This window comes from Paraburkholderia sp. PAMB 6770, assembly GCF_057748135.1.
The window spans coordinates 3,794,172-3,817,193 of sequence record NZ_CM173238.1 but is presented as its reverse complement, the minus strand read 5'-3'; the positions used below and the strand labels follow the sequence as shown (position 1 = coordinate 3,817,193).

Genomic DNA, 23,022 nt, shown 5'->3' with positions numbered 1-23,022 from the left:
GGTCACTGCATCCCGACGCCGTCGAAACGCAGGTAGCCGAGCGGTTCGATGCGCAGATCGGTCACCTTCTTGCTGGCGGGCTGGTACACCGTGGAGTGCGCGATCGGCGAGAACGGCAACTGCTGTGCGAAGATCTGCTGCGCCTTCATGTAGAGCTTCGTGCGTTCGGCCTGGTCGTTGGTCGAGCGGGCTTTCTGGATCAGGTCGTCGAACGGCTTGTAGCACCACTTCGAGAAGTTGTTGCCGTTCACCGCATCGCAGCCGAGCAGCGTGCCGAGCCAGTTGTCGGGATCGCCGTTGTCGCCGGTCCAGCCGATCAGCATCGTGTCGTCGTCGCCCGCATGCGCGCGCTTGATGTACTCGCCCCACTCGAACGACACGATCTTCGCGCGCACGCCGATCTTCGCCCAGTCCGCCTGGATCATCTCGGCCATCAGCCGCGCGTTCGGGTTGTACGGCCGCTGCACCGGCATCGCCCACAGCGAGATGTCGAAGCCGTCCGGAAAGCCCGCCTTCGCGAGCAGCGCCTTCGCCGCGGCCGGATCGTAGGACTGGGCCTTCAGGTTCTTGTCGTACGCCCATTCGGTCGGCGGCATCGGATTCGTCGCGAGCTGGCCCGCGCCCTGGTACACCGATTCGATGATCGCCTTCTTGTTGATCGCCATGTCGAGCGCGCGGCGCACCAGCACGTTGTCGAGCGGCTTGTGCGTGACGTTGTACGCGAGGTAGCCGAGGTTGAAGCCCGGCTGCGACGGCATCGCGAGGCTCGCCTGTGTCTTCAGCGGCGCGATGTCGGCCGGGCGCGGATAGCTCATCACCTGGCACTCGCCGGTCTTCAGCTTCTGCACCCGCACGCCCGCATCCGGCGTGATCGAGAAGATCAGCTTCGAGAGCTTGACGTCGTTCGGCTTCCAGTAGTCAGGATTCCCATCGAAACGGATCGTCGCGTCCTTCGTATAGCTGCGGAAAATGAACGGACCCGTGCCGACCGGCTTCTGGTTGATGTCGGCCGCCTTGCCCGCCTTCAGCAGCTGATCCGCATATTCGGCGGACTGGATCGACGCGTACTCCATCGCCATGTTCTGGATGAACGGCGCGTTCACCTCGCGCAGCGTGAAGCGCACCGTGTACGGATCGACCTTCTCGACCTTCTCGATCAGCTTGTCGAGGCCCATGTCCGAGAAGTACGGAAACTGCGCCGGATAGGCCTTGTTGAACGGCAGGTTCGGGTTCAGCATGCGCTCGAACGTGAACACGACGTCGTCCGCGTCGAAGTCGCGCGTGGGCTTGAAGTAGGCGGTGGTCTGGAACTTCACGCCGTGGCGCAGATGAAACGTGTACGTCTTGCCGTCCGGCGACACGTCCCACGATTGCGCGAGACCCGGCTCGACCTTCGTGCCGCCGCGCTGGAATTCGACGAGGCGGTTGAAAACGGTAAACGTATTGGCCGTGAAGTCCGTGCCCGTCGTGTATTGGGCCGGATCGAAACCCGCGGGACTGCCTTCTGAGCAGTACACGAGGGTCTTGTTCGGAATCGCGGCGTGCGCCGCACCGGCGCCCGCCAACGATACCGCTGCGGCGACGCCGAGCGTGGTCAAACGCGCGACGCGCAACAGGGGGTTCTTCTTCATGTTTCCTCCAGGTTCGGAGCTGGCTTGCACCAGCGTTCCGCGATATTACTTGAGCATCGCCGGACGCAACAAGCGGAGGAAAAGCCCGGTGTTCACGCGCGCGCAGCCGTGCGCAAAGCCGGCTGCGACACGAGGCGGCGCGCAGCGCCCGCGCGGGCGGCGCGCCGGTCCGTGCCTATTTGAGGCCAACTCCGAGGAACTGCGTCGGACCGAACGGATCGATCCTGAACCCCGTGACCTGCTTCGAGATCGGCTGATACACGGTCGAGTGCGCGATCGGCGTGAACGGCACCTGTTGCTTGAAGATGACCTGCGCTTCCATGTAATCCTTCGTGCGTTGCGCGAGGTCCGTGGTGCTGCGCGCGGCAGTGATCAGGTCGTCGAAGGGCTTGTAGCACCACTTCGAGAAGTTGCTGCCGTTCACCGCGTCGCAGCCGAGCAGCACGCCGAGCCAGTTGTCGGGATCGCCGTAATCGCCGGTCCAGCCGATCAGCATCGCCTGATGATCGCCCTCGTGACCCCGGCGGATGTACTCGCCCCACTCGTACGTGACGATCTTCGCGCGCACGCCGATCTTCGCCCAGTCCGCCTGGATCATCTCGGCCATCAGCCGCGCGTTCGGGTTGTACGGCCGCTGCACCGGCATCGCCCACAGCGAGATGTCGAAGCCGTTCGGGTAGCCGGCCTGCGCGAGCAGCGCCTTCGCCTTCGCGAGGTCGCGGGGGGCATCCTTCAGGCTCGTGTTGTAGCCCCACTGGGTCGGCGGCATCGGATTGGTCGCGATCTGCCCCGCGCCCTGATACACCGACTCGATGATCGCCGGCTTGTTGATCGACATGTCGAGCGCGCGGCGCACCAGCACGTTGTCGAGCGGCTTCTTCGTCGTGTTGTACGCGATGAAGCCGAGGTTGAAGCCGACCTGGCTCGGCAGCGCCAGCGACGGATCGGCCTTCACCTCGGGAATATCCGCGGGCCGCGGATAGCTCATCACCTGGCATTCGCCGCGCTTGAGCTTCTGCAGCCGGATCGCCGGATCGACGGTGATCGAGAAGATCAGCCGGCTCAGCTTCACGACACCCGGCTTCCAGTAATCGGGGTTGCCGTCGAAGCGGATCGTTTCGTCCTTCGTGTAGCTGCGGAAGATGAACGGACCGGTGCCGACCGGATACTGGTTGATGTCGGCCGCCTTGCCCGCCTTCAGCAGCTGGCCGGCATATTCGGCCGACAGGATCGACGCGAACGGCATCGCGATCTGCTGCAGGAACGGCGCGTCGACCTGCTTCAGCGTGAAGCGCACCGTGTACGGATCGGGTGCCTCGATCTTCGCGATGTTCTTCGCGAGCCCCAGGTCGCTGAAGTACGGGAACGACACCGGATACGCCTTGCGGAACGGCTGATCGGGGTCGAGCATGCGCTCGAACGTGAAGACGACGTCGTCCGCATCGAAGTCGCGAGTCGGCTTGAAGTACGACGTGGTCTGGAACTTCACGCCGTGGCGCAGATGGAACGTGTACTGCAGGCCGTCCGGCGACACGTCCCATGACTGCGCGAGCCCCGGCTCGATATCGGTGCCGCCGTGCCTGAATTCGACGAGGCGGTTGTAGACAGTGTAGGACCCTGCGGTAAATTCGACACTCGTCGTGTACTGCGCGGTATCGAAGCCCGCGGGGCTGCCTTCGGAGCAGTAGACGAGGGTTTTATCGGGCAGCGTGGCCGCCGGCGCCGCTAGCGGCGCGATGCAGACGGCAGCGCATGCGAGGCGCGCGAGCGCGCGCCGGGTGGACGGGAGAACAGCGAACCGCGCGAGAAGCACTGTCATTTTGATCTCCAAACGTCAGCCGAATTGGCTGCGCCTCGATCATAGACAGCCCAATTACCCGTATCAATAGAGGCTTGCACCTCTGCGGGAAACGCGTGCGGCGCCGCGCGGCCGCCGGGCCGCGCGGCGCGCGGCGGCTCAGAAGCCGAGCCGTTCGCAGATCGCGCGGGGCGCCGCCGCGCTGTTGAGCGTGTAGAAATGCAGGCCGGGCACGCCCGCGTCGATCAGGCGCCGGCACAGGTCGGTGACCACGTCGAGGCCGAACGCGCGGATTGCTTCGCGGTCGTCGCCGAAACTTTCGAGGCGGCGCGCCACCCAGCGCGGCACTTCGGCGCCGCACATTTCGGAGAAGCGCATCAGCTGCGAGAAGTTCGTGATCGGCATGATGCCGGGGACGATCGGCACGTCCACGCCGAGCTTGCGCGCTTCGTCGACGAAGCGGAAATACGCGTCGCCGTTGAAGAAGTACTGCGTGATCGCCGAATCGGCGCCGGCCTTCACCTTGCGCGCGAAGTTCTCTAGGTCGTGCCGCGGCGAGCGCGCCTGCGGATGGTACTCGGGATAGCCCGCGACCTCGATGCGGAACCAGTCGCCGAACTCCGCGCGAATGAAGCTCACCAGCTCCGACGCGTAGCGCAGCTCGCCGACCTCGCCCATGCCCGAGGGCAGATCGCCGCGCAATGCGACGATGTGGCGGATGCCGTGCGCGCGATATTCGCCGAGGATCGCCCGCAGGCTGCTCTTCGACGAGCCGATGCAGGACAGATGCGGCGCCGCTTCCAGCCCCTCCCTGGCGATCTCGACAACGGTGTCGAGCGTGCCCTGCTGCGTCGAGCCGCCGGCGCCGAACGTCACGGAGACGAACTTCGGCGCAAGCGGCAGGAGTTGCGCGCGCGTCGCGCGCAACTTGTCGACGCCTTCCTGCGTTTTGGGCGGGAAGAACTCGAATGAGAGTTCGATCGGATTCATGACTCGATTGCTGTTCCTGAGTGAATGCCCGTCTCAGCCCAGACTGCGGTTGCCGAGGACGAGCGCGGACAGCAGCCACGAAACAATGCTGTACAGGATCGAGCCGAAGAACGCGGACCAGAACCCCGATACTTCGAACCCCTTCAGCAGCGACGCGCACAGCCAGAAGCACAGTGCATTGACGACGAGGATGAAGAGTCCGAGCGTGAGGATCGTCACGGGCAGCGTCAGCAGGATCAGCACCGGCCGCAGCACGGCGTTGATCAGGCCGAGCACCACCGCGACGATCAGCGCGGTGCCGAAGCTGCGGATGTGAATCGAAGGCACGAGGTGAGTGATGATCAGCAGCGCGAGCGCGTTGATCAGCCAGGTCAGCAGCACGGTCATGTCAAGCTCCTTGTGGGCTGATATCCGGGAATGAGGACGACGCGCGCGCGGGCGACGCGCGCGCGCCGGGCATCAGTAGCGGTAGTGGTTCGGCTTGAACGGGCCGAGCTTGTCCACGCCGATGTAGCTCGCCTGATCGTCCGACAGCACGGTGAGGTTCGCGCCGATGCGCGCAAGGTGCAGACGCGCGACCTTCTCGTCGAGCTGCTTCGGCAGCACGTACACCTTGTTCTCGTACTTCTCGCCGCGCGTGAACAGCTCGATCTGCGCCAGCGTCTGGTTCGTGAACGAGTTCGACATCACGAACGACGGGTGGCCGGTCGCGCAGCCGAGGTTCACGAGGCGGCCCTCGGCGAGCAGGATCACGCGCTTGCCGTCCGGGAAGATGATGTGGTCGACCTGCGGCTTGATGTTGTCCCACTTGTACTGGCGCGTCGACGCGACGTCGATTTCCGAGTCGAAGTGGCCGATGTTGCAGACGATCGCGTTATGGCGCATCGCCTTCATGTGATCGTGGTTGATCACGTGATAGTTGCCGGTGGCGGTGACGAAGATGTCGGCCTTGTCGGCCGCGTACTCCATCGTCACGACGCGGTAGCCTTCCATCGCCGCCTGCAGCGCGCAGATCGGATCGATTTCGGTGACCCACACGGTCGCGCCGAGCCCGCGCAGCGACTGCGCGCAGCCCTTGCCCACGTCGCCGTAGCCGGCCACCACCGCGATCTTGCCGGCGATCATCACGTCGGTGGCGCGCTTGATGCCGTCGACGAGCGACTCGCGGCAGCCGTACAGGTTGTCGAACTTCGACTTCGTGACCGAGTCGTTCACGTTGATCGCCGGGAACGGCAGGCGGCCTTCCTTCTCCATCTGGTACAGGCGATGCACGCCGGTGGTGGTTTCCTCGGTGACGCCCTTGATATGCGCAAGGCGCGTCGAGTACCACACCGGGTCGGCTTCGAGATGGCGCGCGATCGCCTTGAAGAGCGCGGTTTCTTCCTCGTTGGCCGGCTTCGCGATCGCCGCGCGGTCTTTCTCGGCCTTCGCGCCGAGAATCAGCAGCAGCGTCGCATCGCCGCCGTCGTCGAGAATCATGTTGGCGAACTCGCCGTTCGGCCATTCGAAGATGCGGTGCGTGAATTCCCAGTACTCGTCGAGCGATTCGCCCTTGAACGCGAACACCGGCGTGCCGCCCTTCGCGATCGCCGCGGCCGCGTGATCCTGGGTCGAAAAGATGTTGCACGAGGCCCAGCGCACGTCGGCGCCGAGCGCCTTCAGCGTCTCGATCAGCACGCCGGTCTGGATCGTCATGTGCAGCGAGCCGGCGACGCGCGCGCCCTTGAGCGGCTGCTGCGCCTTGTATTCGTCGCGGATCTGCACGAGGCCGGGCATTTCGGTCTCGGCGATGTCGAGCTCCTTGCGGCCCCAGTCGGCCAGCGACAGGTCGGCAACGGCAAAGTCCTGCGAGTGGTTCGATGCGTAAACTGCGGCGTTCATCACGCCCTCCTTTCTAAAAAAGACTAGAAATGTGACGTGAGCGCCGTTCGATGCGGTGGGTGAGGCGCGCAGCGCGCTCCCCTGCCGATTGACCGTCTTCGAGCCTGGCGGGCGTGCCGGCGAATGCGGATTCGCGGTACCCGTCGCAACGCTCCTCGAGGACGAGCGCGATTGTAGCAAATCGGCGTGGCAGCGGCGCGCGCGCGCCGCGCCGGGCATCACACCGGCAGGAGCCCGAGCATCGGTGCGAGCAGCACCATCACGACGCCGGCGATCATCATCGTCAGGCTCGCGACCACGCCCTCCTCGCTGCCGAGTTCGCGCGCCTTCGCGGTGCCCACTCCGTGCGCCGCCGCGCCGAACAGCGCGCCGCGCGCGAGCCGCGTGCGCAGCGGCACGAGCGCCAGCACGAGCTCGCCGAACAGCATCCCGCAGACGCCGGTGGCGATCACGAACAGCGCGGTCAGGTCCTTCGGCGCATGGATCCGGTCGCTGACCGCGAGCGCGAACGGCGTCGAGACCGAGCGCGTCATCAGGCAGCGCTGCAGCTGCGGCGACAGATGCAGCAGCTTCGCGAGCAGCAGCGAGCCGCTCACGGCCACCAGGATCCCGACCGTCACGCCGACCGTCAGCGAAATCCAGTGACGCCGCAGCAGCGCGCGGTATTCGTAGATCGGCACCGCGAATGCGACCGTCGCCGGTCCGAGCAGCCACATCAGCCAGCGCGTGTCCTCGAAATAGACCGGGTACGGGATGTGGGCGACCAGCACGATTGCCGCGAGCACCGCCGGCACCGCGACGAGCGGCGTGAGCCACGGCGAGCGAAAGCGCGCGTAGAGCGCCTTGGCGGCGAAATACAGCGCGACGGTCAACACGAGACAGCCGGCCGCGATCACGCGCGACGCGTGGTCGGCAAACAGGGACGAATAGACGGTGCTCATGGCAAACCCCGGCACGGCGGCCGGCAACGTGGCGTGAAAAACCGGTCGGCCGGCGCGAGCGCCGGTCCGAGCGACCTCAGAAGCGCATCGGCGGGCGCGCAAGCTGCACGCGGCGCAGCGCGAGCCGCCGTTCGAGGCGCGCCGCCTGCTCGACCGCGCAAGCGACAGCGACCATCACCATCAGCGTGCCGCCGATCACGACGAGCGCGAGCCGCCAGCCGTCGGCGCGCAGCAGCCCGCCGTACTGGACGGCCGCCACCGCGGCCGGAATGAAGAACAGCAGCATGTCGGAGAGCAGCCAGTCGGCGCCCGCCTTCACCCAGCGCGGCGCGACGCCGCCGCACAGCAGCAGCGCAAGCAGCGCCGCCAGGCCGACCACGCCGCCCGGCACCGGCAGATGCAGATGCCGCGCGGCGAAATCCGAAACGAACCATACGCCGGCCAGCCCGGCGCTTTGCGCGGCAATCCGGAGCACGCGCGCCAGCCCGGCGATGCGACGGCCGCGGGCAAAACGGGAAAACAGGTGCGAGCTCATGGCAATCCCTGGGTGACTTTTGATGAAAGACAGTATAGGTTGCGTTGCAGCATAAATATAATGACTTACTATCATCCAAATCATTCCATTCGGGAATTCTGGAGTCCGGGATCGTGGAACTTCGTGCCCTCCGCTATTTCGTCGAGGTCGTGCGCCAGCGCAGCTTTACCGCGGCGGCCGAGCAGATGTTCGTCACGCAGCCGACCATCAGCAAGATGGTGAAATCGCTCGAAGACGAGATCGGCTCGCCGCTGCTGCTGCGCGACGGCCGTCAGATGGTGCTGACCGACGCGGGACGTATCGTCTACCAGCGCGGCCAGGACGTGCTCGCCGCGCATGCACAACTGCAGGCCGAACTCGACGATCTCGACACGCTCGGGCGCGGCGAGCTGAAGATCGGCATTCCGCCGATGGGCGGCTCGCTGTTCACGCCCGCGATCGCGGCATTCCGCCAGCGCTATCCGAAGATCGAACTGAAGCTGTTCGAGCAGGGGTCGCGGGCGATCGAGGCGGCGCTGATCGCCGGCGAGCTGGAGCTGGGCGGCGTGCTGCAGCCGGTCAATCGCGAGCACATCGACGTGCTGCCGATGACCCGTCAGGTGCTCTGGCTCGTGTCGCGGCGCGGTGCGCGCTGGGACGCGGTGCAGCAGGTGCGGCTTGCCGATCTCGCCGCCGAGCCGTTCGTGTTCTACGGCGAAAGCCTTGCGCTGAACGATGTGGTGCTCAACGCATGCCGCGCGGCCGGCTTCGCGCCGACGATCGTCGGGCGCAGCGGCCATTGGGATTTCATGGCGGCGCTGGTGCTCGCGGGCGTCGGCATCGCGCTGCTGCCCGCGCCGTACTGCCGGCGGCTCGACGCCGCGCAGTTCAGCTGCCGCCCGGTGGTCGAGCCCGAGGTGCCGTGGGAAATGGCGATCGGCTGGCGGCGCAACGGCTATCTGTCGCACGCGGCGCGCGCGTGGCTCGGCGTCGCGCGCGAAACGCTGCCCGACCAGAGCGGCGACGCGCTGTCGCACTGGCCGGAGATCGGCATTTCGGGGATCGCGTCCGGCACGTAGCGCAGCGCCTGCCATGCGCCGGCGCGCGGCCATGCCCGGCTCGGCCCGTCGCCGCGCCCCGGACGCCCCAGCTCAGGACGCGCCCGCGAACGCCGTCGCCGGCGCCCGTGCCTGCGCGCCGTCGCCGCGGCGCGCAGCCGCGATGAACGCCGCGGCCCGCTCGCCGATCATCACGGTCGGCGCATTGGTGTTGCCGCCGATCAGCGTCGGCATCACCGACGCATCGACAACGCGCAGCCCCGCGACCCCGCGCACGCGCAACTGCGTGTCGACCACCGACGCCGGGTCGCTCCCCATCCTGCACGTCGCGACCGGATGGTAAATGGTGTCCGCGTGGGCGGCGATCGTCTCGCGCAGTTGCGCGTCGGTCTGATCCGGCGCGGTGTACAGCTCCTCGCCGCCGCCCAGCGCGAGCGACGGCGCGGCCAGGATGCGCCGCGCGATCCGCGCGCCGTCGACGAGCAGATCCAGGTCGCGCGGATCGCTCAGAAAACGCGGATCGATCACCGGCGCGATCCGCGCATCCGGGCTCGCCAGCGTCACCGCGCCGCGGCTGTGCGGGCGCAGCACGCACACGTGCAGCGAGTAGCCGTGGCCCCAGTGCATGCGGCGGTTGTGATCGTCGACGAGCGCGGCGCAGAAATGCAGTTGCAGATCGGGCCGATCGAGTGTCGGCCGGCTCTTCAGAAAGCCGCCCGCCTCGGCGACGTTGCTCGTCAGCATCCCCCTGCCGTGCCGCAGGTACGTGACGAACTGCGGCAGCATCCTCGCGATGCCGCGCACCGAAAAACCCGTCGGCTCGATCGATGCGACCCGCTTGTTGAACGTGAAATCGATATGGTCGATCAGGTTCTGCCCCACCTGCGGTGCGTCGTGCAACACGGGCACGCCGCGCGCCTGCAGATGCGCGGCCGCTCCGATGCCGGAGCACATCAGCAGTTGCGGCGAGTTGAACGCGCCCGCCGCGAGTATCACCTCGGCGCGCGCGTCGAGCGTTTCGACGCGGCCGCCGCGCGCCACCTCGACGCCGCATGCGCGCCGGCCGTCGAAGCGCACGCGCAGCACGCTTGCATCGGCAACCAGATGAAGATTGGCGCGCGTGCGGCCGTAGAGATAAGCCTTCGCGACGCTGCACCGCTGCCCGTCGCGCTGCGTGACCTGGTAGAAGCCGACGCCTTCCTGATCGGCGCCGTTGAAGTCCGGGTTGAGCCGGTGTCCGGCTTCGAGCGCCGCCCGCACGAAGCGCTCCGAAAACGGATTGCGAAAGCGCAGGTCGCTGACCGTCAGCGGACCGTCCGCGCCGTGCCACGCATCGGCGCCGCGCTGGTTGCCTTCCGCGCGGCGGAAGTACGGCAGCACGTCCGCCCAGGCCCAGCCGTCGCAGCCGAGTTGCGCCCATTCGTCGTAATCGAGCGGATGGCCGCGCGTGTAGATCATCGCGTTGATCGCGCTGGAGCCGCCGAATCCCCGTCCGCGCGGCTGAAAGCCGCGCCGGCCGGCGAGCCCCGGCTGCGGCGCGGTCTCGTAGCCGTAGTTGGTCTTCAGCCGGTTCGGCACGACGGCGGCCACGCCGACCGGCATGTTGACGAACAGATTGCGGTCCGTGTGCGGGCCCGCTTCGATCAGCGCGATCGTCGCGTCCGGGCAGGTGTCCGCGAGCCGGCCCGCCAGCGCGCAGCCGCCCGAGCCCGCGCCCACGATGATGTAGTCGTACTGCATGCGCTCCTCCCTGATGGCGGCCGCGTGGTCCGCGACGACCGTTCGGTGCACACTTGTCTACGTGTGCTTTGAGCGCATTGTAGGGACCGCGCGGACGCGGTGGCAGCTTCGTGACAGAGCGATCCCTCTAAACGGAACGGCTGCCGCGCCCCTATGATAAAACCGGGTGCGCACCGCGCGCGGACACTGCGCGACACCCGCACGCGCCGCGTTCAAACAGCGTGCGCGGCACGCGAGAACCGCGCCGCGCGGCCCGGCGCGCAGCGCTGAAACGGCGGCTCGGCCAGCGGGGCGGCCAGCGGGTCGAAGCGGCGCCGCACCGGCACCGAAACAGCAATGAAAGCGCAGACAAAAGCAGCAGACGCAACGGAGACAGTCCATGAAGTGGCAGGGACGCGGCATGACGCATGAAGTGACGAATCAGGTTCCCCCGCTCGCGAACTACAACCTGTTCGCGAGCGATGCAGTGTTGACGGCGGCCGTCGAGCGCGACGGCGCCGGCTGGCACCGCGACGCGCTGCTGCGCGACGGCGCGGCGCTCGGCGCCCCCGACGTGCTCGCACTCGCCGATCTCGCGAACCGGCATGCGCCGGAGCTTGCCACGTTCAGCCCGCGCGGCGAGCGCGTCGATACGCTGGAATTTCACCCGGCCTGGCACACGCTGCTTGCGCTGCTGCGCCGCGAAGGCCTGCACGCGCTGCCGTTCGCCGAGCCGCGAGCGGGTGCGATGGCCGCGCGCTGCGCCGGCTACTTTCTGCACGCGCAACTCGAATCCGGTTCGCTGTGTCCGCTCACGATGACCTTCGCGAGCATTCCGGTGCTGCAGCGCGAGCCGGCGCTGTTCGAGACGCTGCGCGAGCGGCTTTTCTCGCGCGAGCACGACCCGCGCGACCTGCCGCTCGCGCAGAAGCGCACCGCGATGATCGGCATGGGCATGACCGAAAAACAGGGCGGCTCGGACGTGCGCAGCAACCAGACCCGCGCCCGCGCGACGGGGGCAGGCGGCCGCGGCGCCGAATACCGGCTGGTCGGTCACAAGTGGTTTTTCTCCGCGCCGCAGTGCGACGCGCATCTCGTGCTCGCGCGCACGGACGACGCGGGCGGGCTCTCGTGCTTCTACGTGCCGCGCTTCGCGCCGGACGGCAGCCGCAACGCGGTGCAGGTGCAGCGGCTGAAGAACAAGCTCGGCAACCGCTCGAACGCGAGCAGCGAGGTCGAGTTTCTCGACGCGTACGGCATCCTCGTCGGCGAGGCGGGGCGCGGCGTGCCGACGATCATCGAAATGGCGAACTACACCCGGCTCGACTGCGTGATCGGCAGCGCCGCGCTGATGCGCGCGGCGCTCGTGCAGGCGATCCATCATGCGCGGCACCGCAGCGCGTTCGGCCGGCCGCTCGTCGATCAGCCGCTGATGCGCAACGTGCTCGCGGACCTCGCGCTCGAATCGGAAGCCGCGACCGCGCTGTTCATGCGCATCGCGCGCGCGTTCGAGCAGGCCGATACGCACCCCGAGGAACGCGCGTGGCGGCGCATCGTCACGCCCGCCGCGAAGTACTGGGTCTGCAAACGCACGCTCGAATTCACCGGCGAGGCCATGGAAGTCTGGGGCGGCAACGGCTACGTGGAGGAAGGCCCGATGGCGCGCTTTTATCGCGAGGCGCCCGTCAACTCGATCTGGGAAGGCTCGGGCAACGTGATGTGTCTCGACGTGCTGCGCGCGCTGGAGCGCGAGGCCGATGCGGCGCAGGCGCTGCTCGCCGCATGGCAGGCCCAGTCGCAGGGCCATCCGGCGCTCGCCGCCGCGCTCGGGCGGCTCGTCGCGATGCTGCGGATCGCGCCCGAGACGCGCGAAGCATCGGCGCGCCGCATCGCGCAGCAGATCGTGCTGCTCGCGCAGGCGATGCTGCTCGTGCAGCACGCGCCGGCCGCCGTCGCCGACGCGTTCATCGCCACGCGGCTTGCCGACGGCTGCGGCGAAAGCGGCCGTGTATACGGCACGCTGCCGGCCCGCTTCGATCACGCGGCGCTCGTCGAGCGGGCCTTTCCCGCGTAGGCCCGCACGGCACCGCGCCCGCGCCGCGAACCGGCGGGACATCCGGCATGGCGGCGCACACGCCCGGACATTCATCAAGGGAGGGGGCATGAAAAACGATCTGCCGGAAGCCGGCGCGCTCGACGCATTGTTGCGCGAGCAACGACTCGCGTATCTGCAGGCGCCGTATCCGTCATGGGACACGCGCGCCGCACACCTGAAAGCGTTGCGCGCGATGCTGCTCGACCATCGCGACGCACTCGCCGACGCGATGCACGCGGACTTCGGCAACCGCGCGAAACAGGAGGTGCTGCTCGCCGAATTCCTCGTGCTGAAAGAGGAAATCGACGGCGCGCTGCGGCACGGCAAGCGCTGGATGAGGACGCAGCGGCGCCGCACCAACAAGTGGCTGCTGCCCGCGCGCGCGAAGGTGATGCCGCAGCCGCTCGGCGTAGTGGGCATCATCGCGCCATGGAACTATCCGGTGCTGCTCGCGGCCGGGCCGCTCGTGAGCGCGCTCACGGCCGGCAATCGCGCGATGATCAAGATGTCGGAGCTCACGCCGCACACGTCCGCGCTGTTCGAGAAGCTGATTGCGAAGACCTTCGCGCGCGATCACGTCACGGTCGTCAACGGCGACGCCGCGCTCGCCGCCGCGTTCAGCGCGCTGCCGTTCGACCATCTGCTGTTCACCGGCTCGACGCGCGTCGGCCACGAAGTGATGCGCGCCGCGGCGGCGCATCTGACGCCGGTCACGCTGGAGCTGGGCGGCAAGTCGCCCGCGATCATCGGCCCGCAGGCACGCTTTGACAACGCGGTCGACAATCTGGTCGCCGGCAAGACGCTGAACGCGGGGCAGACCTGCGTGGCGCCCGACTACGTGCTGCTGCCGCGCGGCACCGAGGCCGCGTTCGTCGCGCGGGCGCGCGCGCGCATGACCGCGATGTACCCGGATTTCGCACGCAATGCCGACTACACGTCGATCATCACCGGGCAGCACTTCGCGCGGCTCGAACGCCTCGCCGACGAAGCCGCCGGTGCCGGCGCGCAACTGCATCCGCTCGCGGACGGCGGCGCCGACGCGGCGACGCGGCGCTTTCCGCTGACCGCCGTCACGCAGGCGCCGGAGCACTGCGCGCTGATGCAGGAGGAGATTTTCGGGCCGCTGCTGCCGCTCGTGCCGTACGACACGCTCGACGACGCGATCGCCTACGTGAACGCGCGGCCGCGACCGCTGGCGCTGTACCTGTTCGACGATCACGCGGCAACGGTGCGCCGCGTCGAGCAGGAAACGATTGCCGGCGGGATGGCGGTCAACGAGACGCTGATGCACCTCGCCTGCGAGAGCCTGCCGTTCGGCGGCGTCGGCGCGAGCGGAATGGGCGCGTATCACGGTTACGAGGGCTTCGAGACGTTTTCGAAGATGAAGCCGGTGCTCACCCAGGCGCGCTGGAACGCGCGCGGACTGATCGCGCCGCCTTACGGCGCGCGCGTCAACGCGCTGCTGAAGCTGATGATGCGGTTATAGCCGGCCGGCGTGCGGCTTGTGGCTTGTGGCTTGTGGCCTGCGGCTTGCGACTTGCGACTTGCGACTTGCGACTTGCGACCTGCGACCTGCGACCTGCGACCTGCGACCTGCGCCGTAAGCCATACGCCACACGCCACACGCCACACGCCACACGCCACACGCCACACGCCACACGCCACACGCCACACGCCACACGCCACACGCCACACGCCACAAGCGTTATGCCATACGCCCCAAGCCGCGCGCAGCGTCACACGTCGCCGGCATCGTGATCGAGGCGCGGGGGATCGTCGTCGCCGGCCAGCGCGGCGGCGTCCCGCTCCGGCGCCGAGCCGCGCGCGGGGACGGCGTCATCGGCCGCCGGAGACGCCGGTATGTCGATCGCGCCGCTTTCCAGCCGGTGCAGCCACGCAAGCAGTTCGGCCACCGCCTGATACAGCTCCGGCGGAATGCGCGCGTCGAGGTCGACCTGCATCAGCAGCGACACCATTTCCGGCGATTCGTGCACGTACAGCCCCGCTTCCTTCGCGCGCTGCACGATCATGTCGGCGACGAGCCCGTACCCCTTCGCGACCACCCGCGGCACGCGCTCGGCGCCGTACGGCTCGTAGACGAGCGCTGCCGCGCTCTTGCGATGCCTGCGGCTCATTCAGATGTCCCAGTCGAAATCCGTCGGGGCCGCCGCGGGACGCGCCGGGCGCGCGCCGCGCCGGTTCCCGGCCGCGTTCGCGCCCGGCGGCACCGCGCGCGCGTAGGCGGAGACGGCCGCCTGCACGTCCGCGGCGCTTTGCGCCGCCGACGCCGCGCCCGGCGCGCCGCCGCCGATCTCGCGGATCGACAGCCCGTGCAGATCGATGCCGACCGCGGCAAGCCGCTGCCGGAAGCCGTCGCTCTGCGCGTTCAGCCAGGCCGCGCCGAGCGGGCTCGCGAGCACTCGCGCCGCGAGCCGGTTGCCGGTCAGCACCAGCTCGGCGTCGACGGTGCCGAGGCGCGGCAGCGACAGCGTCAGCCGCGTGCGCCACGGATAGTCCTCGCCGGCACTCGCGCCGCCGCCGCTGCGCTGCCATTCGTCGCCGTCCTGCTGGATCGTCCAGTCGAGCTTCGCGCCGGGCCACGCCTCGCCGCTCCAGCGGAACTGCCCCGTCGCGAGCAGGTCGAGCTGCTGGCGCACGAGCGGGACCGTCGCCGCGTTGACCGCGCCGGCCATCGACTGCGCGGTGTGCGCCGGCGCGTCGGCCGCGGTGCCCGCCACCGCGTGCAGCGCAGCGTGCAGCGGCTGCCCGGCCAGCTCGCTGAACGACTGCGCGAGCACTTCGCCGGCCGCAAAGCGCGCCGCCTGCGGCGATTCGATCGACGGCGCGGCGCCGCCGCGGCCCGCGTTCGCGTCGGTCACGCCGGCGCGGCCGGCGGCCGTCGCGGCGAACGCCGCCGCACCGCCTGGGCTCGCGTCGGACGACCAGTCGAGCGAAAGCTGCGCGTCGGCATCGAGCAGCCGGTTTTGCGGCTCGCCGGCCAGTTGGTCCGGCGTCAACTGGCCGGCCAGCCATTGCGCGAGATGCGATTCGTAGAACAGTCCGCTGCCGGACACCGTTTGTTCGAGCGCCGCGACAAGCGCATCGACCGGCAGCGGCGACGCCGCGATCCGGGTCGCCGCCGCCGCGCCGCCGGCGGCCTGCGGGTCCGCGGAAGCGGGGTTCGATGCGCCGGCCGACGCGGATTCGGACGCCGATGCAGCAGCGGTCGCGGAACCGCTGGCCGCGCCGCCCGCCGGCACATGCTGCGCAAACAGCGTATCGAACAGCGGCAACGCGTCGATTTCGATGTCGAGCGACGGCGCGGACGGCCAGATCGGCGCTTCGCCGCGCAGCGCGGGCGTCGCGTCGCCGCCGGACAGAGCGATGGCATTGAGGGTCTGCGCAACCGCCGAGAGCTGCGTCTGCGCCGAGGCCGGCGTCGCGCCCAGCTCGACCGCACCCGGCGTGACGGGCGTCTCGCCATCCAGCGCGGAGGCGCTCGTCTGCGCCGTGGTCGCGCCCGGCGCGATGTTCAGCAGGCTGTCGACCCGGCTCGCGAGCAGCGAAGCGATGGCCGAGTCGATTCCGTTCATGCCGCCTCCCCTGGGTAATGGCGGACCACGCGCGGCATGCGGGGCCCGCTGCGCGCCCGGGCGCGCTTAGCCCGCGCCGTACAGCTCTTTGAGGACCCGCGCCGGGCGGCCGGCAAACAGCGCGGACAGCGTCATCATGCGCGGATTCGCGAGATCGCGGATGGCGGCGTCGTCGGCGAGAATGCGCCGCAGCAGGTCGAATTTACGGGCGCGCTCGATGTCGTCGAGGCGCACGCCGGTTTCCGCCTCCTTCAGCGCGTCCACCAGCATCCGGTATTCTTCCTGCAGCGGCACGAGGTCGTGCCACAGCGCGCAGCGCGCCGCCACCAGCATGCGCGCCGAGATCGCCGCGATCGCCTCGTAGCGGGCAAAATATTCCGAGTTCGAACTCATCTCATGTTCGCAACGGCCGGCTGTGATGCCATCCGCGCAACCTCCGGGGCAATCCCGATCCATGCTTCTTCGAGCGTGCCGAGCAGACCGTCCACTTCGATCAGCATCGCTTCGCTCTGCTTGACGTTTGCTTCGAGCAGCCGCCGCGCCATGTAGCCGTAGAGCGCATGTAGCCGCTCGGCGATTTCGCCGCCGGCTTCCCGGTTCAGCGACGCCTGCAGGCCGCTTTCGACGATCCGGATCGCCTTGCTGATCGCCTCGCCGCGCGCCGCCGCCGCCTTCACGCCGCTCTGCTGCATGTGCATGCGCGCCTGCGCGATCGCCTGACGCGCCCCCTGAAAGAGCAGCACCACCAGACGATGCGGGCTCGCGCCCAGCACCCCGGTCTCGACGCCGACTCGTGCATATGCGTTGGCTCCAGCGTGGCCTGGCGAAAACATCGGTGACTCTCCTGTCGGGCGGATTCGGATAGGGTGAGACGGCTCGCCGGCGCGCGTTTCCGCGCTCGGAGCGGCTGTCCGGTAACGGACCTGTAGCCGGGATATCGGATGGCGAGCCGGAAAGCTTTAATCCGCTTGTCAGGAAGACGGGCAGCGCGCGGGCGCGGCGGCCCGCGGGCGTCAGACCGACATCTGCATGATGTCGTCGTAGGCCGACACCAGCCGGTTGCGCACCTGCAGCCCGAACTGCAGGCTCAGGTTCGCCTTCTGCTGGTCGATCATCACGTCACTCAACGACACGTTCGACGCGCCCACCTCGAATGCCTGCGCCTCGCCGGTCGCGTGCAGCTCGTCGCCGCTGATCTTGTCGAGCGAGGCCTTCAGCGCCCCTGCAAAACCGCTGGCGGTCGCCGCGCCGGACAACTGCGCCGGGGACTCGGCGCCGCCGGACGCTTCGGCAGCCATCGCCTGCATTTGTTGCAGTGCGGAAGACAGCGCGTTCACAGGCATGGTCATGTTCTCTCCCGAGGATGAGTGGGCAGGCGCGGCCACGCCTGCCGATCTGACCGAAAGCATAGCAGCGGGTCAATTCGCGCACGGGCGAAACTAGGGGGGAAACCCGCTTCTATTCGGGCAATCGGCCAGCCTGCCGCGCCGGATAATTTCACTCGTGAAAGTCTCTGTCCGTCCGCCTGCCGAGCCCGGCGCGACGGCCCGAGCCAAGGCATTCCCCCGGAGAAACCCGACGCATGGATTCGTCAGCCAACTCGTTGATCAACCCCGACGCCCGCGTGGGCCTCGCCAGCGCGCAGGCGGGCGCCGGCGCGGCCGGCGCCGGCCAGGCCGCCGGTGCGGACCTCGGCGCGGGGGGGCTCGGCGGCAATTTCTCGCAGCGGCTGTCCGGCCTCGCGCAGATGCGCGGCAACCCGCGCGCACCGCTGATCTTCGCGGTCGCCGTGCTGGTGGCGGTGGTCGCCGGACTGCTGATGTGGGCCCGCGCGCCGAGCTACGGCGTGCTTTACAGCAACCTGTCGGATCAGGACGGCGGCGCGATCATTGCCGCATTGCAGCAAGCCAACGTGCCCTACAAGTTCTCCGATGTCGGCGGCGCGATTCTCGTGCCGGCCGACGAAGTGCGCGAGATGCGCCTGCGGCTCGCCGCCCAGGGGCTGCCGAAGAGCGGCTCGGTCGGCTTCGAGCTGATGGACAACGAGAAGTTCGGCATCAGCCAGTTCGCCGAGCAGGTCAACTACCAGCGGGCGCTCGAAGGCGAACTCGAACGCACGATCGAGGCGATTTCGGCGGTCCAGTCCGCGCGCGTGCACCTCGCGATTCCCAAGCCCACCGTGTTCGTGCGCGAGCGCGAGGCGCCCAGCGCGTCGGTGCTGCTGCACCTGTACCCGGGCCGCGTGCTCGACGAGGGGCAGGTGGTCGCGATCACGCACCTGGTCGCCTCGGCGGTGCCCGACATGCCGGCGCGCGGCGTGACGGTCGTCGACCAGGACGGCAATCTGCTCACGCAGCAGCCGTCGGCCGCCGGTCTCGACGCGAACCAGCTCAAGTACGTACAGCAGATCGAAAACAGCACCCAGCAGCGCATCGATGCGATCCTCGCGCCGCTGTTCGGCGCGGGCAACGCGCATTCGCAGGTGAGCGCCGACATCGATTTCTCGCAGATCGAGCAGACCTCGGAAAACTACGGCCCGAACAGCACGCCGCAGCAGACCTCGATCCGCAGCCAGCAGACCAGCACCGACACCGAAGTCGCCGGCGGCGTCGCGTCGGGCGTGCCGGGAGCGCTGTCGAACCAGCCGCCGCAGCCGGCCTCCGCACCGGTCGATGCGGCCAACGGCGCGAGCGGCGCGGCGCCGTCCACGCCGATCAGCGATCGCAAGGACCAGACCACCAACTACGAGCTCGACAAGACCGTGCGCCACGTGCAGCAGGCGGTCGGCGGCATCAAGCGGCTCTCGGTGGCGGTGGTGATCAACTACGTGCCGGTGACCGACGCGAAGGGCCACACGACGATGCAGCCGCTGCCGCCCGCGAAGCTCGCGCAGGTCGACCAGCTCGTGAAGGACGCAATGGGCTTCGAAGCGCAGCGCGGCGACTCGGTGAACATCGTCAACAGCCCGTTCACGACCGAGATCGATCCGCTCGCGAACGTGCCGTGGTGGCGCACGCCGGACATGATCGCGCTCGCGCGCCAGGTCGCGACCTACGTGGGCATCGGCATCGTCGCGCTGTTCCTGTACTTCGTCATGGTGAAGCCGGCGCTGCGCCGCGCGTTCCCGCCGCCGCCGGAGCCGGTCGCCGCGCTGCCGTCGCCGGACGAGCCGGTGCTGCTCGACGGCATCCCGGACGCCGAGCGCGCCGGCGCCGACGCGGCCGGCAGCGCCGTGACCGATCTGGCGTCGCACGAGAGCGACAAGTACAAATACGAGCGGAACCTGGAATTCGCGCGCAACATCGCGCGCCAGGATCCGAAGATTGTCGCAACTGTCGTCAAGAGCTGGGTGTCCGATGAGCGCTGAAGGCGTCATGAAGAGCGCGCTCCTGCTGATGTCGATCGGCGAGGAGGAAGCTGCGCAGGTATTCAAGTTTCTCGGGCCGCGCGAGGTCCAGAAGATCGGCATCGCGATGGCCGCGCTGAAGAACATCACGCGCGAGCAGATCGACGACGTGCTGCACGAGTTCGTGCGCGAAGCCGAGCAGCACACCGCGCTGTCGCTCGATTCGAGCGACTACATCCGCTCGGTGCTGACCAAGGCGCTCGGCGACGACAAGGCCGGCGCGATCATCGACCGGATTCTGCAGGGCAGCGACACGAGCGGCATCGAAGGCCTGAAGTGGATGGATTCGGGCGCGGTCGCCGAGCTGATCAAGAACGAGCACCCGCAGATCATCGCGACGATCCTCGTGCACCTCGACCGCGACCAGGCGTCGGAAATCGTCGCCTGCTTCACCGACCGGCTGCGCAACGACGTGCTGCTGCGCATCGCGACGCTCGACGGCATCCAGCCGGCCGCGCTGCGCGAGCTGGACGACGTGCTCACCGGCCTGCTCTCCGGCAGCGACAACCTGAAGCGCAGCCCGATGGGCGGCATCCGCACGGCGGCTGAAATCCTCAACTTCATGTCGAGCAACCACGAGGAAGGCGTGCTCGAAAACGTGCGCCAGTACGACGCGGAGCTCGCACAAAAGATCATCGACCAGATGTTCGTGTTCGAGAACCTGCTCGACCTCGAAGACCGCGCGATCCAGCTGCTGCTGAAGGAAGTGGAGTCCGAGACGCTGATCATCTCGCTGAAGGGCGCCCAGCCCGCGCTGCGCCAGAAGTTCCTGTCCAACATGTCGCAGCGGGCCGCCGAGCTGCTCGCCGAAGACCTCGACGCGCGCGGTCCGGTGCGCGTCTCCGAAGTGGAAACGCAGCAGCGGCGCATCCTGCAGATCGTGCGCAACCTCGCCGAGAGCGGCCAGATCGTGATCGGCGGCAAGGCGGAAGATGCGTATGTCTGACCAGAACCCCGCCGGCAAGGGCAGCCTGTCGGCGTATCAGCGCTGGGAGATGGCGTCGTTCGACCCGGCGCCGCCGGCCCCCGAGCCGCCCGTCGACGACGGCGCGTTCGAGGCCGAACTGCAGCGCCTGCGCGACGCCGCGCACGCGCAGGGCCTCGCGCAGGGACACGTGGCGGGCCAGGCGCTCGGCTACCAGGCGGGCTACGAGCAGGGTCACGCGCAGGGCTTCACGCAGGGGCAGACCGAAGCGCGCGAGGAAGCGGCGCGCCTCGCGGCGCTCGCCGAAACCTTCAAGAGCGCGCTCGACGGCGCGCAGCAGGACGTCGCCGGCATGCTCGTCACGCTCGCGCTCGACATCGCGCAGCAGGTCGTGCGCCAGCACGTGCAGCAGGATCCGGCCGCGCTGATCGCCGCCGCGCGCGAGGTGCTCGCCGCCGAGCCCGCGCTGACCGGCGCGCCGCACCTCGTCGTGAGCCCGGCGGATCTGCCGGTCGTCGAGGCTTATCTGATGGAGGAACTGCAGGCGCGCGGCTGGTCCGTGCGCACCGACCCGGCGGTCGAGCGCGGCGGCTGCCGCGCGCACGCCGGCTCCGGCGAAATCGACGCCGGCATCGATACCCGCTGGGAGCGCGTCGCCGCCGCGCTCGGCAGAGAACGCACATGGTGAAGCCGACGCCCGAGGAGATCCGCGCGAGCGACCTGACGCCGCTCGAACAGGAGCTGGCGCTCGCCTCCTTCGGGTCGCATCCGCCCGCGCCGCACGAAGCGGTGTACGAGGCGCATTCCGCATCGCATCCCGCGTCGCATGCGGACGGGCATGCCGCACAGGCGGATGCGGCCGCCGTGTCGCGCCCCGGCCGGCCGGCGCCGCACGGGGCCGCGATGGGCGGGCATGCCGGCGCGCATGCCGGCGAGGCAGACATCGCGAAGACGCCAGGCGTCGCCTCGTTATCCCCCCGCCCCGGCGACGCCGCGGCCCGCGCCGGCGCTGCCGGTGTCGCTGCCCACGCGCCTCACGCCGCCCACGCCGCCGCACCGCCGGACTTCGCGCCGGATCCCGCGCGGGCGGCCAATCCGCATCTGCAGGCATGGCGCGCGCAGCTCGACGCCCTGCGCGCGCGCAATGCGATCGCGCGGCCGCTGCGCGCGTGCGGGCGTCTCACGCGCGCGGCCGGCCTCGTGCTCGAAGCGGTCGGCCTGCGGCTGTCGGTGGGCGCCGAAGTGATGATCGAACTGCCGCCCGGCAGCTCGCTGCCGATGGCCGAAGCCGAAGTCGTCGGCTTCTCCGGCGAGCGGCTGTTCCTGATGCCGACCACCGAGGTGATCGGCCTGCTGCCCGGCGCGCGCGTCTATCCGCTCGAAAGCGCGCCGGTGGCCGATCCGATGGCCGGCGCGAAGCGCCTGCCGGTCGGCTGGGAACTGCTCGGCCGCGTGCTCGACGCGTCCGGCCGCCCGCTCGACGGGCTCGGCCCGCTCGCCTCGACGCGCGACACGCCGCTGTCGGCGCCGACCATCAACCCGCTCAACCGCGAGCCGATCCACAAGGTGCTCGACGTCGGCGTGCGCGCGATCAACGCGCTGCTCACCGTCGGGCGCGGCCAGCGCATGGGCCTGTTCGCGGGCTCGGGCGTCGGCAAGTCGGTGCTGCTCGGCACGATGGCGCGCTATACCAGCGCCGAAGTCATCGTGATCGGCCTGATCGGCGAGCGCGGCCGCGAAGTGAAGGAGTTCATCGAGCAGATCCTCGGCGAGGACGGCCTCGCGCGCGCGGTGGTGGTCGCCGCGCCGGCGGACGTGTCGCCGCTGCTGCGGATGCAGGCGGCGGCCTACACGACGTCGCTCGCCGAATATTTCCGCGACCAGGGCAAGCACGTGCTGCTGCTGATGGATTCGCTCACCCGCTACGCGATGGCGCAGCGGGAAATCGCGCTCGCGATCGGCGAGCCGCCCGCGACCAAGGGCTACCCGCCGTCGGTGTTCGCGAAGCTGCCGGCGCTCGTCGAGCGCACCGGCAACGGGCCGGCGGGCGGCGGCTCGATCACGGCGTTCTACACGGTGCTCACCGAGGGCGACGACCCGCAGGACCCGATCGCCGACGCGGCCCGCGCGATTCTCGACGGCCACATCGTGCTGTCGCGCTCGCTTGCCGAGGCGGGCCACTATCCGGCAATCGATATCGAAGCGTCGATCAGCCGCGCGATGACCGCGCTGATCGACGACCGGCATCTGGAGAAAACGCGCGTGTTCAAGCAGATGCTGTCGCGCTACCAGCGCAACCGCGATCTGATCAACGTCGGCGCCTACGCGAGCGGCCGCGACGCGCTGCTCGATCGCGCGATCGCGCTGTATCCGCGCATGGAAGCGTTTCTGCAGCAAGGTTATCGGGAATGCGCCGATTTCGGCGCGAGCCTGCAACGACTCGACGCGCTGTTTGCCCAAGGAGGCTGACG

20 protein-coding genes and 1 riboswitch are annotated in these 23,022 nt (G+C 69.0%); of the genes, 7 read left to right on the top strand and 13 right to left on the bottom strand.

Going from position 1 to position 23,022, the window contains the following annotated elements; all coding sequences use genetic code 11:
- Positions 1–2: 2 nt before the first annotated feature.
- From AC3AP7_RS17315 to AC3AP7_RS17285, 7 genes are all read right to left on the bottom strand, one after another.
- Positions 3–1,631, bottom strand: a complete 1,629-nt coding sequence (locus AC3AP7_RS17315; RefSeq protein WP_475766961.1) for an ABC transporter substrate-binding protein — start codon at positions 1,629–1,631, stop codon at positions 3–5.
- A 175-nt stretch (positions 1,632–1,806) separates the two neighbouring features.
- Positions 1,807–3,450 carry an ABC transporter substrate-binding protein gene (locus AC3AP7_RS17310; protein ID WP_475766964.1) on the bottom strand — a complete coding sequence of 548 codons (1,644 nt, stop codon included), beginning with the start codon at positions 3,448–3,450 and terminating at the stop codon, positions 1,807–1,809.
- Between the two features lie 138 nt (positions 3,451–3,588).
- Positions 3,589–4,419 (bottom strand): methylenetetrahydrofolate reductase [NAD(P)H], encoded by an 831-nt coding sequence (gene metF, locus AC3AP7_RS17305; protein WP_475766967.1) that lies wholly within the window; start codon positions 4,417–4,419, stop codon positions 3,589–3,591.
- A gap of 33 nt (positions 4,420–4,452) precedes the next feature.
- Positions 4,453–4,806, bottom strand: coding sequence for a phage holin family protein (locus AC3AP7_RS17300; protein ID WP_475766971.1), 354 nt, complete (start codon positions 4,804–4,806; stop codon positions 4,453–4,455).
- 72 nt (positions 4,807–4,878) lie between these two features.
- On the bottom strand, positions 4,879–6,300 hold the full coding sequence (ahcY, locus tag AC3AP7_RS17295; protein ID WP_475766975.1) for an adenosylhomocysteinase: 1,422 nt from the start codon (positions 6,298–6,300) through the stop codon (positions 4,879–4,881).
- 31 nt (positions 6,301–6,331) lie between these two features.
- Positions 6,332–6,463: riboswitch (S-adenosyl-L-homocysteine riboswitch) on the bottom strand.
- Positions 6,464–6,518: 55 nt separating this feature from the next.
- On the bottom strand, positions 6,519–7,241 hold the full coding sequence (locus AC3AP7_RS17290) for an LrgB family protein (protein ID WP_475766978.1): 723 nt from the start codon (positions 7,239–7,241) through the stop codon (positions 6,519–6,521).
- A gap of 76 nt (positions 7,242–7,317) precedes the next feature.
- Positions 7,318–7,776 carry a CidA/LrgA family protein gene (locus tag AC3AP7_RS17285; protein ID WP_475766982.1) on the bottom strand — a complete coding sequence of 153 codons (459 nt, stop codon included), beginning with the start codon at positions 7,774–7,776 and terminating at the stop codon, positions 7,318–7,320.
- A 113-nt stretch (positions 7,777–7,889) separates the two neighbouring features.
- Here AC3AP7_RS17285 and AC3AP7_RS17280 point away from each other — a divergent pair, with 113 nt between their 5' ends.
- Positions 7,890–8,834 (top strand): LysR family transcriptional regulator, encoded by a 945-nt coding sequence (locus AC3AP7_RS17280; RefSeq protein ID WP_475766985.1) that lies wholly within the window; start codon positions 7,890–7,892, stop codon positions 8,832–8,834.
- 72 nt (positions 8,835–8,906) lie between these two features.
- On the opposite strand, the gene AC3AP7_RS17275 is transcribed toward AC3AP7_RS17280, so the two are convergent.
- On the bottom strand, positions 8,907–10,553 hold the full coding sequence (locus AC3AP7_RS17275) for a GMC family oxidoreductase (protein ID WP_475766987.1): 1,647 nt from the start codon (positions 10,551–10,553) through the stop codon (positions 8,907–8,909).
- A 379-nt stretch (positions 10,554–10,932) separates the two neighbouring features.
- On the opposite strand from AC3AP7_RS17275, the gene AC3AP7_RS17270 reads away from it, so the two are divergent.
- Both AC3AP7_RS17270 and AC3AP7_RS17265 read left to right on the top strand, forming a co-directional pair.
- Positions 10,933–12,606 (top strand): isovaleryl-CoA dehydrogenase, encoded by a 1,674-nt coding sequence (locus AC3AP7_RS17270; RefSeq protein ID WP_475766989.1) that lies wholly within the window; start codon positions 10,933–10,935, stop codon positions 12,604–12,606.
- Between the two features lie 88 nt (positions 12,607–12,694).
- Complete coding sequence (locus AC3AP7_RS17265; RefSeq protein ID WP_475766991.1) at positions 12,695–14,113, top strand: coniferyl aldehyde dehydrogenase; 1,419 nt, start codon at positions 12,695–12,697, stop codon at positions 14,111–14,113.
- A gap of 250 nt (positions 14,114–14,363) precedes the next feature.
- Here AC3AP7_RS17265 and AC3AP7_RS17260 read toward each other — a convergent pair whose 3' ends face one another.
- From AC3AP7_RS17260 to fliE, 5 genes are all read right to left on the bottom strand, one after another.
- Positions 14,364–14,762 (bottom strand): EscU/YscU/HrcU family type III secretion system export apparatus switch protein, encoded by a 399-nt coding sequence (locus AC3AP7_RS17260; protein ID WP_475766994.1) that lies wholly within the window; start codon positions 14,760–14,762, stop codon positions 14,364–14,366.
- Positions 14,763–16,220 (bottom strand): flagellar hook-length control protein FliK, encoded by a 1,458-nt coding sequence (gene fliK / locus AC3AP7_RS17255; RefSeq protein ID WP_475766997.1) that lies wholly within the window; start codon positions 16,218–16,220, stop codon positions 14,763–14,765.
- Between the two features lie 66 nt (positions 16,221–16,286).
- Positions 16,287–16,613: a flagellar protein FliT gene (locus AC3AP7_RS17250; RefSeq protein WP_475767000.1), complete on the bottom strand. Its 327-nt coding sequence runs from the start codon at positions 16,611–16,613 to the stop codon at positions 16,287–16,289.
- Positions 16,610–17,053, bottom strand: coding sequence for a flagellar export chaperone FliS (gene fliS / locus AC3AP7_RS17245; RefSeq protein ID WP_475767002.1), 444 nt, complete (start codon positions 17,051–17,053; stop codon positions 16,610–16,612). Before fliS ends, AC3AP7_RS17250 begins: the two co-directional genes overlap by 4 nt.
- A 180-nt stretch (positions 17,054–17,233) precedes the next feature.
- A complete protein-coding gene (fliE, locus tag AC3AP7_RS17240) occupies positions 17,234–17,569 on the bottom strand; it encodes a flagellar hook-basal body complex protein FliE (RefSeq protein WP_475767005.1) in 336 nt (111 codons plus the stop codon).
- Positions 17,570–17,802: 233 nt separating this feature from the next.
- Between fliE and fliF the strand changes: the two genes are divergently transcribed.
- The 4 genes from fliF to fliI are packed head-to-tail and all read left to right on the top strand — an operon-like array spanning position 17,803 to position 23,020.
- On the top strand, positions 17,803–19,587 hold the full coding sequence (fliF, locus tag AC3AP7_RS17235; protein WP_475767008.1) for a flagellar basal-body MS-ring/collar protein FliF: 1,785 nt from the start codon (positions 17,803–17,805) through the stop codon (positions 19,585–19,587).
- The gene (fliG, locus tag AC3AP7_RS17230) at positions 19,577–20,572 is read left to right on the top strand and encodes a flagellar motor switch protein FliG (protein WP_475767010.1); all 996 of its coding nucleotides are present in this window, start codon (positions 19,577–19,579) and stop codon (positions 20,570–20,572) included. The genes fliF and fliG overlap by 11 nt, the downstream gene beginning before the upstream one ends.
- Positions 20,559–21,239: a flagellar assembly protein FliH gene (gene fliH, locus AC3AP7_RS17225; RefSeq protein WP_475767012.1), complete on the top strand. Its 681-nt coding sequence runs from the start codon at positions 20,559–20,561 to the stop codon at positions 21,237–21,239. Before fliG ends, fliH begins: the two co-directional genes overlap by 14 nt.
- Entirely contained in the window at positions 21,233–23,020 is a 1,788-nt protein-coding gene (fliI, locus tag AC3AP7_RS17220) for a flagellar protein export ATPase FliI (RefSeq protein WP_475767014.1), read from the top strand. The genes fliH and fliI overlap by 7 nt, the downstream gene beginning before the upstream one ends.
- Positions 23,021–23,022 lie beyond the last annotated feature (2 nt).

Coding starts and splice junctions, on each gene's coding strand:
- AC3AP7_RS17315 (WP_475766961.1), bottom strand. CDS start 1,631: ATGAAGAAGAACCCCCTGTTGCGCGTCGCGCGTTTGACCACGCTCGGC.
- AC3AP7_RS17310 (WP_475766964.1), bottom strand. CDS start 3,450: ATGACAGTGCTTCTCGCGCGGTTCGCTGTTCTCCCGTCCACCCGGCGC.
- metF (WP_475766967.1), bottom strand. CDS start 4,419: ATGAATCCGATCGAACTCTCATTCGAGTTCTTCCCGCCCAAAACGCAG.
- AC3AP7_RS17300 (WP_475766971.1), bottom strand. CDS start 4,806: ATGACCGTGCTGCTGACCTGGCTGATCAACGCGCTCGCGCTGCTGATC.
- ahcY (WP_475766975.1), bottom strand. CDS start 6,300: ATGAACGCCGCAGTTTACGCATCGAACCACTCGCAGGACTTTGCCGTT.
- AC3AP7_RS17290 (WP_475766978.1), bottom strand. CDS start 7,241: ATGAGCACCGTCTATTCGTCCCTGTTTGCCGACCACGCGTCGCGCGTG.
- AC3AP7_RS17285 (WP_475766982.1), bottom strand. CDS start 7,776: ATGAGCTCGCACCTGTTTTCCCGTTTTGCCCGCGGCCGTCGCATCGCC.
- AC3AP7_RS17275 (WP_475766987.1), bottom strand. CDS start 10,553: ATGCAGTACGACTACATCATCGTGGGCGCGGGCTCGGGCGGCTGCGCG.
- AC3AP7_RS17270 (WP_475766989.1), top strand. CDS start 10,933: ATGAAGTGGCAGGGACGCGGCATGACGCATGAAGTGACGAATCAGGTT.
- AC3AP7_RS17265 (WP_475766991.1), top strand. CDS start 12,695: ATGAAAAACGATCTGCCGGAAGCCGGCGCGCTCGACGCATTGTTGCGC.
- AC3AP7_RS17260 (WP_475766994.1), bottom strand. CDS start 14,762: ATGAGCCGCAGGCATCGCAAGAGCGCGGCAGCGCTCGTCTACGAGCCG.
- fliK (WP_475766997.1), bottom strand. CDS start 16,220: ATGAACGGAATCGACTCGGCCATCGCTTCGCTGCTCGCGAGCCGGGTC.
- AC3AP7_RS17250 (WP_475767000.1), bottom strand. CDS start 16,613: ATGAGTTCGAACTCGGAATATTTTGCCCGCTACGAGGCGATCGCGGCG.
- fliS (WP_475767002.1), bottom strand. CDS start 17,053: ATGTTTTCGCCAGGCCACGCTGGAGCCAACGCATATGCACGAGTCGGC.
- fliE (WP_475767005.1), bottom strand. CDS start 17,569: ATGACCATGCCTGTGAACGCGCTGTCTTCCGCACTGCAACAAATGCAG.
- fliF (WP_475767008.1), top strand. CDS start 17,803: ATGGATTCGTCAGCCAACTCGTTGATCAACCCCGACGCCCGCGTGGGC.
- fliG (WP_475767010.1), top strand. CDS start 19,577: ATGAGCGCTGAAGGCGTCATGAAGAGCGCGCTCCTGCTGATGTCGATC.
- fliH (WP_475767012.1), top strand. CDS start 20,559: ATGCGTATGTCTGACCAGAACCCCGCCGGCAAGGGCAGCCTGTCGGCG.
- fliI (WP_475767014.1), top strand. CDS start 21,233: ATGGTGAAGCCGACGCCCGAGGAGATCCGCGCGAGCGACCTGACGCCG.